Here is a 15711-nt window from a genome sequence, read left to right as displayed (position 1 = left end):
AGATGTGTATAAGAGACAGGCACTGGGCAGTGCACATGAGTGTCATGTTGATAAATAAAAGGTGGCAGAAGTGTGCAATAATTCTGTATTATTGGTTGACATGTTACGTTGGGCTGGTTTTTGCCGACCTGCGGCTTTTATTTTGGGATAAAAGGTTTAAATTTGCGAAAATTGTAAATTTATATAAAAACAGATATGCTCCGAGCTTCACGAAACGAAATGCTGCCGGCCCTGTTGGCCGCAACGCTCCTGCTGGCTGCGCCGGCCGGCACGGGCCTCCAGGCCCGTGGCAAGAAGAAGGCCGCCGCCGCGGTGCTGGCCCTGAAAAAAGACACGGCCGACACGGCCTACGGCAAGCTGGTGAAAAACGCCACTAAGACCGCAGGGCTCTTCACCGTAATACACAACAAAAAGCAAAACAAGGTTTACTTCGAGATACCCGACTCGCTTTTCGGCAAGCACCTGCTGCTTACCAACCGCGTAGCCCGCACGAGCGACACCCACGACTTCGTGGCCGGCCAGGCCATCAACGGGCCCTTCCTGCTCATGCTGGCCAAAGACGCCCAGAAGGTGTATCTCACCGAGGTGCAGGACGGGAGCGTGGTCGGTCCGTCCGACCCCATAGCCGCGTCGTTCGGCAACAACTTCGTGAACCCCGTGTTCAAGGGGTTCAAGATAGAGGCCACCAACGGCGGCAGCGTGGTGATAGACGTCACGGCGTTTTTCGGGGCCAACGAGAAGTCGATAAGCCCCATCAAGGACAGCAGTCCGCTGGGCAAGCTGCTCGGGGGCAAGGACAACCTGAAGGGCACGTTCGTGGCCGACGCCTCGAACATACAGTCGGTCAAGGCGTTTGCCCGCAACATAGAGATAGAGACGCTCATGTCGTTCACCACCCAGCCGCTGGGCAAGCCCTACAGCGTGGTGGTGCACCGCTCGCTGGCGCTGCTGCCCGACAACCCCATGCCGCTGCGCCTGCAAGACAACCGTGTGGGCTACTTCTACACCGAGCGCAACGTATACTCGTCGGACGAAGACCGCGTGACAAAGCAGCCGGTGATACACCGATGGAGGATTGAGCCCGACAGCGCCGACATGGCGCGCTACCTCAGGGGCGAGCTGGTTGAGCCCAAGCGCAAGATAGTGTTCTACGTAGATTCGGCCTTCCCGCCCAAGTGGCGGAGCGCCGTGAAGCAGGGCATACTCGACTGGAACGCGGCGTTCGAGGCCGCGGGCTTCAAGAACGTGATGGTGGCCCGCGACTACCCCACGCCCGCCGAAGACCCCGACTTCGACCCCGACAACATGGGCTACAACTGCGTGAAGTATGCCGCCACGCGCACGGCCAACGCCATGGGCCCGAGCCACGTCGACCCGCGCACGGGCGAGATACTCAACGCCGAGGTGATATGGTACCACAACGTGGTGAGCCTGCTCCACGACTGGCGCTTCGTGCAGACGGCGGCCGTAGACAGCCGCGTGCGCACCAAGGTGTTTGCCGACAGCCTGATGTGGGAGAGCATGCGCTACGTGGCATCCCACGAGATAGGCCACACGCTGGGACTGATGCACAACATGGGCGCCAGCTTCGCCTTCCCGGTAGACTCGCTGCGCAGCCCTTCCTTCACCCGGCGCTACGGCACCACGCCCAGCATCATGGACTACGCCCGCAACAACTACATAGCACAGCCCGGCGACTTGGAGCGGGGCGTGAGGCTCACCCCGCCGGTGCTCGGCGTATACGACAGCTACGCCATCAACTGGGGCTACCGCATCATACCCGGGGGCCTGGCGCCGCGGCAGGAGAAAGACACGCTCGACGCTTGGATTGCCCGCAGGGCCGGCGACCCGATGTACAGGTTCGGGGCGCAGCAGCTCATGGGCACCGTCGACCCCACCGACCAGACCGAAGACCTGGGCGACGACCACATCAAGGCCGGCGACTATGCCATAAGCAACCTGAAGATAATAATGGCCCACCTCGACGAGTGGACAAGGGAGCCCGGCGCGCGCTACGACGACATGGAAGAGATGTACGGGCAGGTGGTGGCGCAGTACAGGAGGCACGTCAACCACGTGCTGCCATACCTGGGCGGCATCGTTTACGACGAGGTGAGGCAGGGCGACGGCAAGGCCGGGCGCACCTACGTGCCGCGGGCCAGGCAGCGCCAGGCCATGAGGTGGCTGGCTGGCCAGATGCGCACCTACGGCACATGGCTCACGCCGAAGGGGCTGATAGCCAACTTTGAATACGCCTACCTCAGCGACAACGACAAGATAATGGCCTCGGTGGTGCGCACCATGCTCAGCAACGGCGTGCTCTACCGCGTGAAGGAGGGCGGAATATACGACCCCGTGGGCAACTACAGCCCCGAGGCCTACCTTGACGACGCGCGGCGCGAGCTGTTCATGCCGGCCTACAGGGGCGGCCGCCTCACCGAGGCCGACAGGAAAATCATGGCCGAGGCCATCGGCGTGATGGTGAAAGCCTGCAGCGTAGACAGGAAGAAGGCCGCCGCGACAGCCGCCCTGGCCGCCGACGCCGCCGCCGACGGGTTTGCGCGCATCAACTTCGGGCTGCCCACGCTATCCGACACCGAGTATTCCGTGCTCATGCACTCGGCCATGAAGCAGGTGATGAGCCTGTTCCGCCAGAGGGCAGCCACGGCCGCGGGCACCGACAGGAGCTTCTACGAATACGAGCTGCTGCTCATGCAGAACGCACTGACTAAGTAAAACCAAAGCAACAAAACAATATGCGAAAGACACTCATATCACTGCTCATGGCCGTCATCGGCATGGCTGCAGCCCACGCGCAAAGCCGCCCGGCGGGCACTGTGGCCGGAACGGTGGTCAGCCAGCAGGGCGAACCGCTCGTAGGAGCCATCATAAGGGCCAAGGACACCGGGGCCACGCTCGCCGTGACCGACATCGACGGCAAGTTTTCAATAGCACAGTCAAAGATGCCCAAGGGCGGCACGATAACCGTGAGCTCAATGGGCTTTGTGGCACAAGACGCCAAGGCGGCCGGCGCAAGGCCGCTGACCATAGTGATGCAGGAAGACGCCGCCGCGCTCAACGAGGTTGTGGTGGTGGGCTACGGCACGCAGAAGAAGACGGCGCTGACAAGCTCTGTCGAGGTGATCAAGGCCGACGTGATAAAGCAGATGCCGGCCGTCAACCTCGACCAGGCCCTGGCCGGGCAGACGGCGGGCCTGTCGGTGATGTCGTCGACGGGCGACCCGTCGTCGTCGCGCGAGGCCACCGTGCGCATACGAGGCATCTACGACCCGCCGCTGCTCGTGGTCGACGGCATACCGCGCTTCGGCACCAACACCTCGGGGGGCGAGATGAGGCTGTCAGACCTCAACCCCGACGACATCGAGAGCATCTCGGTGCTCAAGGATGCCGCCGCCGCGGCCGTCTACGGGGCCAGGGCCGCCAACGGCGTGATACTCGTGCAGACCAAGCGCGGCAAGGGCTCGCAGAAGCTCCGCGTGAACTACTCGGGGCAGGTGAACGTGCAGCAGGCCACGCAGCTGCCGCACTTCCTGCCGGCATACGAGTTTGCGCAGCTCTACAACAGGGCCGTAGACAACTCGCCGGCAACAACATACAAGAAGTACACCGACGAGCAGCTCGAGGCCATACGCCGCCACGACATGCCCAACGTCTACGGCGACGACGACCTGCTTGACTACCTCGACAAGACGGGATACTCGACCATGCACACCGCCTCGGTAAGCGGAGGGGGCAAGGCCGTGAGCTACTACATCTCGTTTGGCTACACATTCAACCAGGGACTGTACAGCGGCGTGAGGCGCAAGCGCTTCAACTACTCGGCAAAGCTCGACGCCGAGCTCGGAGCGGGCTTCAAGGTGGCCCTCGACATGACGGGCAACCGATCGAACAACCACAACACGAGCTCCGCGACCATAACCAACGCCTACAGCTTCTCGCCGTTGCAGCCGCTGCGGTTCACCAACGGCGACCTGGCAAGCATCAACGGCGCCAACCCGCTAATACCCATCTACGGCATCGGGGGCTATTACGACGACGCGGCGCGCTTCCACCAGCTCTCGGCCACGCTGCGCTACGAGGCGCCGTTCCTCAAGGGCCTGTCGGCATACATGCGCTTCACGCTCGACGACAACCACTTCCGCGACAAGTCGTTTGCCAAGCCCACGGCGCTCTACCTCTACGACGCCGAGGCCGGCGAGTACTCCGTAGACCCCAACACCGAGTACCCCCGGGCAAAGATATCGATGCAGCAGGCCGACAGGGGCATCGACAACTACCTGTATGAGGTGGGGGCCAGCTACCAGGGCACGTTTGCCGGCAAGCACGACGTGGGCCTGACGCTCGTGGCCAACTACCAGAGCTACGAGGTCAACGCCCTCACGGCCGAGAACCAAGACCTGTCGGGGGCCTACCCCGAAATACTCGGCACCACGTCGTCGGGACGCATCGTGGGCACCGAGAGCCGCAGCGAGCGCGCCTCGCTCATAGGCAGGGCCACCTACGGCTACGCCAACCGCTACTTCGTCGAGGCCAGCTTCCGGTTGGACGGCTCCACCAGGTTCACCCCCGACCACCGCTGGGGCTTCTTCCCCACGGTGTCGGCATCGTGGGTGCTCTCCAACGAGGAGTTCTTCAAAGACTGGCGCCAGGCCGTGCTCTCCAACGCCAAGCTGAGGGCATCGACGGGCGTGCTGGGCGACGACGGTGCCGTGGGCGACTTCAGCTACCTGCTGAAGTATGTCTATGCCAACGGGGCCGGCTACAACATCGGAGGCAACTTCAGGCAGGGCATAACGCTCGACACGTCGAGCTTCCCCAACCCCGACCTGCAGTGGGGAAAGACGCGCGACTACAACATCGGCGTCGACCTGGGCTTCTGGGGCAACCGCATTGGGCTAACCTTCGAGCACTACTGGCGCTACCGCACCAACCTGATAACGGCGGCGCCGAGCTACACCTTCCCCCCGTCGACCGGAGTGGAGGGACTCACGCCGAGCGTCAACTTCGGAAAGGTGAAGGCATGGGGCTGGGACCTCACCCTGACACACCGCAACAGCTACGGCGACTTCAAGTATGACGTAGCCCTGACGCTGTCGCACACCACCGACAAGGTGCTCGACTACGGAGACGAGAGCACCGTGGCGCCCAACCGCAGGCGCACGGGCAGGAGAAGCCTGCTGTGGTTCATGTACGAGGCCGACGGCCTGTTCAGGTCGGAGGAGGAGCTGGCGGCATACGACGTCGACCAGGACGGCCAGGGCAATGCCACGCTGGCCCCCGGTGACATAAAGTACAAAGACCAGAACGGCGACAAGAAGATAACCGACCTCGACCGCATCGCCGTGCACAACTCAAGCTACCCCGACATGAACGGGAGCCTGCGCCTGGGGGCCGGCTACAAGGGTTTCTTCTTCTCCGTGATGTTCCAGGGCGTGGCCGGCTACAGGGCAAACATCACCGACTACTACACGCTCTACAGCAACAGCCTGCCAAAGTTCCAGGACTACCACATGAGAGACAGCTGGACGCCCGACAACCCCGGCGCAACCTACCCCAGGGTGAAGTTCGCCACGGCCAACGACAACAACCGCAAGGAGTCTACATTCTGGATAAAAGACTGCAACTTTGTAAGGCTGAAGTACATCAACATAGGCTACAACTTCCCAGAGAAGCTCATCAGGCGCATAGGCATGGCCTCGGCCAGCATATCGCTCACCGCCAGCAACCTGCACACATGGACCGACCTGGAGGAGATGGACCCCGAGTCGCAACGGGGCTACCCCATACAGCGCTCTTACGGCATGAGCCTTAACATCGGCTTCTGAGCCGAAATCAACTCAATTGACACACCAACCAGACAACCCAACATGAAAAGATACATCTGTTTAGCCGCCATGGCAGCGGGCGTCCTCTTCGGGGCGACGTCATGCGACGGCCTGTTCAGCGACGCCCCCATCGACAAGCTTTCGGGAGTGAACGTATGGGGCGACCGCCTGCTGCTCGACGAATACGAGAACTCCTGGTACCGCAACATGAGCAACGGCTTCTCGATATACATGCCAACCAACGGGCTCGTCAAGAGCCTGGGGCGCGACTACCCCGCGTGGTACACCGACCAGATGACGGTGAGCAAGACCACTTGGTCGAGCACATCGTACGGCGACATACTCAAGAGCAGCGACGAGGAGATATACAAGCGGGCCTACCAGTACTGGAACGCATGCTACGGCCAGCTGCGCAGCATCAACACGCTGCTCGACCACGCCAGCGAGATAACCACCCCGACGCGCGACCGCGTGCTGGGCGAGGCCCACTTCATGCGCGCATACTATTACTACCTGCTGCTGAGGCGCTACGGGGGCGTGCTGCTCGTAGACCGCGAGTACAACACCCTGAACGACCCGGCACGCTTCCCGCGCGCAAGCTACGACGAAATGGTAGACTTCATCGTGGCCGACGCCGACGAGGCCGCCCGCCTGCTGCCGCGGCAGCACGAGAGCGCCGACGCGGGCCGGGCCACCAAGGGGGCCGCGCTCATGCTCAAGGCCAAGACCTACCTGTGGGCCGCCTCGCCCATGTTCCAGGAGCGCGACACCGCATGGCTGGGCTTCAAGGGCGACCGCAGCCGCGAGATGCTGGCCAAGGCCAAGGCCGCCTACGACGAGGTGACGGCCCTGGGCCTGTATTCGCTCGTGCCGCTTGAGGGCAGCACGCAAGACGAGATAAAAGACTCGTACCGCAAGATATTCCTGACCAAGAACTCGGCCGAGTCGATATTCGAGGTGCAGCACAACAACGACGGCAACTATGCGGCAGGGTGGGGCCACAAGCTCGACCGCGACGCGGCGTCGCCATACTTCGGCGGCACCGACTGCGCCTACGTGCCAACGCAGAACCATGTCGACGAGTATGGCATGAGGCAGGGCCAGCCCGACCCGGCACGCCCCTACGACAACCGCGACTACAGGTTCTATGCCAACGTGCTCTACGACGGATGCACCTACCGGGGCCACGTCATGGACATACACTACAGGGTCGAGGCCGGCAGGGAAGTGCCCGGCGCCGACCTCAAGCCCTACGGCACGTCGGAGACGGCGGCCGCCACCGTCACGGGCTACTACATGGGCAAGTTCGTCAACCCCGCCACCGAGATAAACAACGACCCCACCTATGCCTCAAGCCAGAACTACATCATCTGGCGCTACGCCGAGCTGCTGCTCGACTATGCCGAGATAGAGCTTAGGCTTGGCAACGCCTCCGCCGCCCTGCAAAAGGTCAACCAGGTGCGCCAGAGGGCCAAGATGCCGCCGCTGGCCGCGCTCACGTGGGATGCCTATGCCAACGAGCGCCGGGTGGAGATGGCCTTCGAGGAGACCGTCTACTGGGACATGTACCGCTGGGGCACGGCCATGGACAAGATGAACGGTGGCACCACTCCGCTCATGGGCGTGAAGATAGTGGAGCAAGAGGGCAAGCCCACGCGCTACACCTACGGCCGCGTCAACCGCTACCCCAAGCGGGTGCGGGTGTTCAGGCCCAGGCAGTTCTACTGGCCGCTGCCGTGGGACGAGGTGCGCTACCAGCACATAGAGCAGAACCCCGAGTGGGTGGAGCTCTGACGCGGGTGGCCCGCGCGGCGGCCTGAACGGCCGCCGCCGGCGCATGGCCAGGCATCGGCATAATAATCAACACAGACATACATTTAATTTTAAACGACAAGACATGAAGAAAACCTACACAATCATCGCTGCGCTCGCGCTTGCAGCCGCAGCTTATTCGCAGGATGGCGGCAACGGCCTTCCGCCAAGACTCTCACCCCAGGCCGACAACCTCTTCCAGCCGTCCGACTGCGACGAGGACGGATGGCTGTGGTTTGACACCCAGGACAAGATAGACCGCTATGTCGGCGCGGCCAACAATGAAGACGGCGCATGGCAGGTTGGCGGCAAGCTGGTGCAGCTCGGCACCACCAACTATTCGCCTTACGACGAATGCTACGCCCTGCCCGACTTCGAGGGCGTGGGCACCGACGGCACCATCGGCTCCGAAGGCGCCCGCACAGGCGGCATAGCCATCCAGCCCAGCTCGGCCAACATGACGTTCAACGGCGGCTGCGTGATGTTCTACCTGCCCACGTGCAAGAAGTTTGACATGGTGCTCGCATCGGAGTCGAGCATCAAGGTGAGGCTCAAGGCCAACACCACCCCCGACGACGCCGGACTGGCCTACACCGACTATCGCGTGGTCAACGCCAAGTACGCCACGGTGTTCGGCAAGCTGAGCGGCCCCGGGATGAAGGAGTGGTACGACCTGCAGAACCTCACCAACGGCTCCGACGACCTGAAGTTTGACACCCGCCAGCCCATGGTGGCGCTGCTGGAGAACTGCGCCAGCGACACGCTCTACCTGCAGGCCGTGCGCATCTACACCTACGAGCCCTCGACGCTCGGCATCGACGAGGTGGCCGCCCCGGGCTTAGGCATCAACATCAGCCGCCGCGCCGTGACGCTCACCGAGCCCCGCGACATATCCGTGTGCACGCTCGCCGGCGCCGTGGTGGCCTCGGCCAAGGCTGCCCGCACCCTGTCGCTGGCCTCGCTGCCGGCCGGGGCCTACATAGTCAGGGCAGGCGACAAGAGCCGCAAGGTAGTAATACGCTGACCCCGCCGGGCCATTCACAGCACAACCGCCAACAACGAATGACTATGTACCGACACCGTTTCAGCATTGCAGCCGCCACGCTGCTCGTGGCCGCGCTCTGGCCGCTCCTGCTCAGGGCGGCGTCGAGGCCGCAGATGAGCAACCTGGTGGTGTTTGTGGCCTTCCAGGACGAAGAGCCCGAGCCGTTTGTACACGACATGGCGTTTTACGAGCGCCTGTTCAACGACCCCGCGCCAGGGGCAAACTCCGTCTACGCCTACTTCAGGCACTCCTCCTACGGCAGCCTGTCGTGGACGTCGTCGTTCTGCCCCGCGCCCGCCGGCGGCAGCCTACGCTTCTACCGCACCGCCATGCCCAAGGGCTACTACCAGCCCAAGGGCGAAATCAACACGCTGGGATACAGCGACGATGTTGAGGCCGCCGCGCGCGAGCAGGCCTTGGCCAAGGAGATAGGGCAGTGGCTCGACAGCAATGTGCCGGCCGACGTGAGCATCGATGCCGACGGCGACGGCTTCGTGGACAACGTCACCCTCGTCTTTGCCGGGGCGAGCGACGTCAGCAGCCGCTACAAGCTGTGGCCCCACCGCTCCGACCTCATAGCCTCGGCCGACAAGGCCGTCACCATACACGGCAAGAAGATGGTGAGCTTCATCATGGTGTTCGACCGCTCAAACGGGTTTGACATCATGCGCGACCTGCCCATCACCACCGGAGTGCTGTGCCACGAGATGTCTCACTCGCTCGGCACCTACGACCTGTACCACGCCGCCGACAGGCTGTCGCCAGTGGGCGTGTGGGACCTCATGGCCGACAACCAGGACAGTCCGCAGCAGATGCTGGCCTACACCAAGTGGCGCTACTGCCGCTGGATTGACGACATACCCGAGATATCGCAGCCAGGCACATACACGCTGCACCCCGTGGGGGGCGACGGCAGCGGCAACGTGGCCTACAGGATAAAGCCCACCGGCAGCGACGAGTACTTCGTGGTGGAATACCGCAGGCGCGAGGGCTACGACGGCAGCATACCCCGGTCGGGGCTCATCGTCTACCGCATCAACCCCGCCTACACCGGCGGCAACGTCAACTACAACGGCACCACGCGCCTCGACGAGACCTACGTGTTCCGCCCCGGAGGTACCACCACGGCCGACGGAGCCATCGCCGACGCCGCCCTGAGCAGCGACTACGGGCGCAGCTCGTTCGGCATCGACCCCTCTTTCGCCCCGTTCTACAGCAACGGCGAAAGGGCCAACTTCGCCATCGACCAGATAGGGCCCTGCGGCCCCACCATCAGCTTCAGGCTGCTCGAGGCCGCCAAGCGGGTGTATGTGGCCCGTGGCAGCCTCGACGTGTCGGCGCAGGCCGGCAGCACGGCGTCGTTTGAGCTGCAGGCCGACCAGCCGTGGCGGCTCGCCGAGGCCCCCTCGTGGCTCACCGTGACCCCGGGCGAAGGCCCCGCAGGCACAGCCACCATCACCGTCACTGCCGCCACGGCCAACGTGACGGCCCGGGAGCGCTCGGCCGACCTCGTGTTTGTGGGCACCGACGACGCCACCCAGGCCGACACCATCACCATCCGGCAGCCGTCAAACCTCATCCAGGCCCCCACGGGGCTCGAGGCCAGGCCGGCGGGGCAGGGCGTGGAGCTCGTGTGGCGGGCGCCTCTTGAGGGCGCGCCCCTGTTGGCCAACGACTTCGAGGGCGACGACAGCCTCGACGGGTGGCTCATTGAAAACAGCGACGACCGCGGGTGGCAGCGCCAGCAGAGCGGCAAGCACTCGTGGACAAAGGCCCACGGGGGCACGCGCTCCGTGTGGCTCAACTACGGCTGGGACCCCGTCAGCGAAGACCAGCGGCTCACCTCGCCATCTTTTGCCGGCGGCTCGTGGCTCACGTTCTGGTCTAAGTCTACCGCGCCGGGCAGCATTTCGCCCGTATACCACTATGTGGTCGAGGCCAGCGCCGACGGCGGGCAGACATGGCACACCGCCTTCGACCTGATAAAGGAGGGCAAGGCCAAAAACAGGTATGAGCAGATAACCGTCGACCTCGGCCCCTACCGCAGCGACAACATGAAGATACGCTTCCACGCATGGGACGAGAGCGAGGGCCTGGCCTACTGGTGGACCATCGACGACGTGGCCGTCTACCCCGAGGCCGCCGGCAGCATGGTTGAGGGCTACAACATCTACCGCGACGGCACGCTCATAGGCACGTCGGCCACAACCTCGTTTGTCGACGCGCACCCCGCCGACGGCACCAACACATACCGGGTGACGGCCCGCGGCTCGTTCGGTGAGACAATGCCCTCCGACCCCGCGGCCTTCGACGTGGCCACGGCCGTGGCTGCAGCCCAAGCCGGGCCCGGGCCGGTGGTGGATTGGCGTGGCGGCGTGCTCACCGTGAGCGCGCCAGGGCTCACGGCCGTGGAGGCATATACCGCCGACGGCAGGCCTGTGGGCCGGGTGGCGCGGTGCAATGGCAGGGCCACCCTGTGGCTGCCCGGCCCCATGCCCCTGATAGTGAGGATGGTGGTGGGCGGACGGCAGATTACGCGCAAGTGCCTGCCGGCCCGTTAGCCCCCATGGTTTAACCCAACAAACAACAACAGAAATCAAAAAACAGCAAAGAATGAAAAAGATATGCATGACAGCACTGCTTGCCATGGCCGCGCTCATAGGTGCCACGGCGCAGGATGAAAAGCCCACGGTATCGTTCAAGATACCCGTGGCAGAAGGCAAGACAAAGTCGTTTGCCGTAGCCCTCAAGCCGGGGGCTGCCCCCGCCAAGATCAGGATAGACTGGGGCGACGGCAACATAGTGGAAAGCGACGTCGAGATAGCCGTCTACGACATCTACGGGGTGCCCACCAGCCTGCAGGGAAAGCCCGTGGGCACGGGCGTGGTGAGGCTCTTCGGGCCCGACATTGCCAGCCTCGACATCACGCTCAACGCCAAGCTCGACGAAGAGAAGGTGACCGAGATAGACGTGACCAACGCCCCCGAGCTGATTGACCTGACGGCAGCCTCAAACGACATAGAGGCCGTTGACTTCTCGCGCAACCCCAGGCTCGAGCGGGTGTCGCTGACAAACAACAGGCTCACGCAGGCCGACTTCAGCGCCAACCCCGACATAGTGAGGATTGAGCTCATCAACAACAGTGTGTCAAGCATAGCGCTGCCCGACGAGCCGAAGGTGGAATACCTGCAGCTCAACGGCAACCCGCTCGGGCGGCTCGACATTTCGGGCATGCCAAAGCTCAAGAGCCTGTATGCCGTGGGCTGCGGCCTGACGGAGTTTGTGAGCGGCGACAACACCGAGCTCAAGACCCTCTCGCTCAGCAAGAACAGCCTGACGGCACTCGACATCACCCGCCTCACGGGCCTCGGGCTGTCAAACAAGGGAAGCCTGTCGGCAACCGACAACAAGCTCACCGAGCTGAAGTGGAGCGAGTTTCCGCGCATTGTGAACATCGACCGCAACTGCTTTGCGCTCGACAGGCTGCCCGTGCCCGAGAACACGCCATACCGCTACACCTACGGCGGGCAGACCGTGGCCGTGCCTGCCACCGTCGACGGTCAGCTCGACCTGTCGGCCCAGGCCACTCTGACGGGGCTTGCCGACGGGCCGCAGCCCACGTCGTTCATCGTGGTGGCCATGGGCGACGAGCCCGCCGAACTGGCCGAGGGCACCGACTACACCATCGACAACGGCGTGATAACCTTCAGCCGGGCGTTCGACAGCGTGGTGGTGCGCATGTCTACCCAGGCGTTCCCGGCCACGGTGGCCGCCCCGGCTGTCACCACCCCGTTTGGCGTTGCCGTGGCCACAGCCATCTGCAAGCCGGCCGTAGCGGGCGCCACGCCCCGTGAGGTGTTCAGCCTGCAGGGCGTGTCCATGGGCAGCGAGCCCGCAAGGTTGCCCAAAGGCATATATATAAGCAACGGAAAAAAGATTGTTGTGAAATAATCTTGCATGTGCCCATCGTCATCAGGAGCAATTGCCAAGCCTTGTTTGCGTTATAAATGATCATAACCCTTAAATACAGTTCGCACAGGTGCCGGGTTCGCAACCGGTTGCCGGGCTTCGACATTTACTTTGGCGCATGGCGCAACGATGGGCAGGCAGTGGTGGCGCAGGCCGCGCCGCCCGGTCCGGGGCTCGCCGACCCCGGCCTCCGGGCCAACGGCTCAGCTGCCCGTCGGGCCCGGTGAGTCACGCTCGCCGTTGCCCGCATTCCAGCCCCCTGCAGGCTTCCCGCCTGCGGGGGGTGTTGCTTTTTAGTCAGGCCGGCCGTCGGGTCGGGTTCCGTCCTGGCTGTGCCGGTGGCGCCGTGAAAGCGCTGCGTGAATGGCGTGGCAGGCCAACGCCTGCCTTGCGGCCCGTGCGCCCTCGTAGGCGCCCGCTGCCCCGGGGCTTTGCCGCCACAGGGGCGTTGCCCCGGCACTGTTTTTTGGCAATATGTTACAAACAGTTTTGCCGCTGTTGCAAATAGGACAGAGGACTAAAAAAAACAGAAAATATAGTGGCCGCGGCGCATTGAGTTACGCCAAAATTTACTATCTTTGCTGATATTAATATAATGAGACGGAGGAGAAGAAATAGGATAATTCTCGCGTGGGTGCTGTTGTTTACACTCATGCCGATGTGCATCGTGAAGGCCACCCACCTCCACGTTAGGAAGGGTGTCGTGGCCATGCAGGCCGCTCCCGCTGGCGCGGGCCAGAGCGTGTCGCAGTCAGATTCATGCCCCATCTGCCATTTCTTCGTGTCTCCATTCGTCGAGGCCCCCGTGCTTCGCGTTTCGTTCTGTGCCCGGCTCGTGGCTTTCTTCGTTGCCCCTCCTTGTGCGGGCGTGGTGAAAGCCGGCGTGCTCGCGGCCTCGCTGCGTGCCCCTCCGTCGGGCCTTCTCGGCTAATCAGCCTTGCGGCCCGGCCGGCCCCGAGCGCCATGGTTGCCATTTCTTGCCGCACCCATGGCCGTTGCCGCCTTTGGCGGTGCCGGTGCTGATTGCCTTGGCGGTGGCCCCTTGCCCCGCCCGGCGTTGACGGCCGCCCCCCAATCCGTAACACATTTTAATTTCATCAAGATGGAAAGGAAGATAGCAATGGCTGCGCTTCCCTTCTTCATCCTGCCATGCCGTGCGCTGTGCCCGGCCGGAATGCCGGCCCCTGCGGCGGTGCGTGGCGGTGCCGTGGCCGTGGTTGCCGACAGTGTCGGCGAGCCTTCGGTGGATCGCAGCGTAACCCTGGGTGAAGTGGTGGTAGGCGGCAGCACAGGTGCCACCGGCGTGCAGATGCGCTCGGCGCTCAACACCGTCGGTGCCGACAGCCGTTACATTGAAGACAACTTCGGCGGCTCGCTCATGCAGAGCCTGTCGGGCCTGCCCGGCGTGAGGGCCATGTCGATAGGCTCGGGCAGTTCGAAGCCCATGATCAGGGGCCTTGGCTTCAACCGCGTGGTGGTGGCCGAGAACGGCATGAAGCACGAGGGCCAGCAGTGGGGCGACGACCACGGGCTCGAGGCCGACCAGTATGCCGTCGACAGGGTAGAGGTGATAAAGGGCCCGGCCGCCCTTGCCTACGGCTCCGACGCCATTGGCGGTGTGATAGACCTGCACAGCGACGCGCCCCCGCAGTCGCGTTTCGGCGGGCGGCTCAGGCTCTTCGCCCGCACGAACAACGAGTCGGTGGGCACGTCGCTCAGGGTCGAGGGCCGCGGCCGCCGCCTCTGGTACAAGGCCGACGCCACCCTCGTGAGCTACGCCGACTATGGCATACCGGCCGACAGCATCAGGTATCACTCATACTACATCAGGCTTCACCGCCGCCGGCTGCGCAACACTGCCGGCCGCGAGGCCGACGCCAGCCTGGCCGCGGGCTTCGAGTCGGGGCCGTGGCGGGCCTTTGTGCGCGTGGCCGCCGTCAGCACCCGCAGCGGCTACTTCGCCAACGCCCACGGGCTGGAGGTGATGCTGTCTGACATCGACTACGACAGCTCGCGCCGCGACATTGACCTGCCCTCACAGACGGCCCTGCACCTCTCGGCCACGGCACGCGCCGGGCGCAGCTGGGCCGGGGGCGGCGCCGAGGCCTGCCTCGGGTGGCAGGCCAACAGCCGGCGTGAGCGCTCCGAGCCCGTGTCGCACGGCTACATGCCCAAGCCGCCCGGCACGCTCGAGCGCAGCTTCGACAAGCACACGCTCACCGCCACGGCCACGGTGCGCCAGCAGGTGGGCATGTGTGCCGTGAGGGCGGGGGCCGCCATCGAGCGCCAGGTCAACCGGCGCGGCGGCTGGGGCTTCATACTGCCCGACTTCGAGCAACTGGGCTTCGGGGCGTTTGTGGCCGGGCGCCTGGTGCTGGGCACCGACCTCATATTGAGCGCGGGCGTGCGCTTCGACTGCGGCTCGGTGGGCATACACAGTTACCGCGACTGGTACAAGACGCCCGTCGACGGGTCCGACTCGGTTTTCATGGAGCGCTCGGCCGGGCTCAACCGTTGGTTTTCGGCCGTCACGTGGTCGGTGGGCGTCAACCGCAGGCTGGGCCGCCTTGTGCTCAAGGCCAACGCCGGCAAGGGCTTCCGCATGCCCATAGCCAAGGAGCTGGGCACCGACGGCGTCAACTACAGCATCTTCCGCTATGAGCGGGGCAACGCCTCGCTCGCCCCCGAGGTGTCTTACCAGGCCGACGCCGGGGTGGTCTATGCCCACAGGGGCGTCGAGGCCTCGCTCACGCCATACGTCAACTACTTTCCCAACTACATCTGCCTCAACCCCACGCCCGAATACCTTGAGGGCCTGCAGCTCTACCGCTACACCCAGGGCCGCGTGCTGCGCTGGGGCGGCGAGGCCTCGCTGTCGTGGCGCCTGGTTGACTGGCTTGAGCTCGGCGCCGGCGGCGAGTATCTGTGGGCCAGCCAGCTCTCGGGCGACAAGAAGGGCTACACGCTGCCATTCTCGGCCCCGTGGCGGGTTAGCTGCGGCCTGCGCTTCATGTGGGCCGGGGGCCGCCGGGCGGGCGG

At 64.0% G+C, this 15711-nt stretch carries 8 protein-coding genes; all 8 read left to right on the top strand.

Annotation, left to right across the window (positions count from 1 at the left end; genetic code table 11):
* The first annotated feature begins 195 nt into the window (after positions 1–195).
* Entirely contained in the window at positions 196–2736 is a 2541-nt protein-coding gene (locus tag H6B30_RS15150; protein WP_239484159.1) for a zinc-dependent metalloprotease, read from the top strand.
* Positions 2737–2756: 20 nt separating this feature from the next.
* Positions 2757–5846 (top strand): SusC/RagA family TonB-linked outer membrane protein, encoded by a 3090-nt coding sequence (locus H6B30_RS15145; protein WP_205112077.1) that lies wholly within the window; start codon positions 2757–2759, stop codon positions 5844–5846.
* A 42-nt stretch (positions 5847–5888) separates the two neighbouring features.
* A complete protein-coding gene (locus H6B30_RS15140) occupies positions 5889–7640 on the top strand; it encodes a RagB/SusD family nutrient uptake outer membrane protein (protein WP_205112075.1) in 1752 nt (583 codons plus the stop codon).
* A 103-nt stretch (positions 7641–7743) separates the two neighbouring features.
* Positions 7744–8682 (top strand): hypothetical protein, encoded by a 939-nt coding sequence (locus tag H6B30_RS15135; protein WP_205112073.1) that lies wholly within the window; start codon positions 7744–7746, stop codon positions 8680–8682.
* Positions 8683–8720: 38 nt separating this feature from the next.
* Positions 8721–11264: a M6 family metalloprotease domain-containing protein gene (locus H6B30_RS15130; RefSeq protein ID WP_205112071.1), complete on the top strand. Its 2544-nt coding sequence runs from the start codon at positions 8721–8723 to the stop codon at positions 11262–11264.
* 52 nt (positions 11265–11316) lie between these two features.
* Positions 11317–12654: a leucine-rich repeat domain-containing protein gene (locus H6B30_RS15125; RefSeq protein ID WP_205112069.1), complete on the top strand. Its 1338-nt coding sequence runs from the start codon at positions 11317–11319 to the stop codon at positions 12652–12654.
* A 613-nt stretch (positions 12655–13267) separates the two neighbouring features.
* The gene (locus tag H6B30_RS15120) at positions 13268–13603 is read left to right on the top strand and encodes a hypothetical protein (RefSeq protein ID WP_205112067.1); all 336 of its coding nucleotides are present in this window, start codon (positions 13268–13270) and stop codon (positions 13601–13603) included.
* 171 nt (positions 13604–13774) lie between these two features.
* The coding region (locus H6B30_RS15115; protein WP_205112065.1) for a TonB-dependent receptor plug domain-containing protein at positions 13775–15711 on the top strand (1937 nt) is incomplete at its 3' end.

It is taken from the genome of Marseilla massiliensis (assembly GCF_016899955.1).
GTDB lineage: Bacteria > Bacteroidota > Bacteroidia > Bacteroidales > Bacteroidaceae > Prevotella > Prevotella intestinigallinarum.
Note: the sequence above shows the minus strand (reverse complement) of the source record. Positions and strands in the feature narration are given on the sequence as shown.

Coding starts and splice junctions, on each gene's coding strand:
- H6B30_RS15125 (WP_205112069.1), top strand. CDS start 11,317: ATGAAAAAGATATGCATGACAGCACTGCTTGCCATGGCCGCGCTCATA.
- H6B30_RS15145 (WP_205112077.1), top strand. CDS start 2,757: ATGCGAAAGACACTCATATCACTGCTCATGGCCGTCATCGGCATGGCT.
- H6B30_RS15130 (WP_205112071.1), top strand. CDS start 8,721: ATGACTATGTACCGACACCGTTTCAGCATTGCAGCCGCCACGCTGCTC.
- H6B30_RS15150 (WP_239484159.1), top strand. CDS start 196: ATGCTCCGAGCTTCACGAAACGAAATGCTGCCGGCCCTGTTGGCCGCA.
- H6B30_RS15120 (WP_205112067.1), top strand. CDS start 13,268: ATGAGACGGAGGAGAAGAAATAGGATAATTCTCGCGTGGGTGCTGTTG.
- H6B30_RS15135 (WP_205112073.1), top strand. CDS start 7,744: ATGAAGAAAACCTACACAATCATCGCTGCGCTCGCGCTTGCAGCCGCA.
- H6B30_RS15140 (WP_205112075.1), top strand. CDS start 5,889: ATGAAAAGATACATCTGTTTAGCCGCCATGGCAGCGGGCGTCCTCTTC.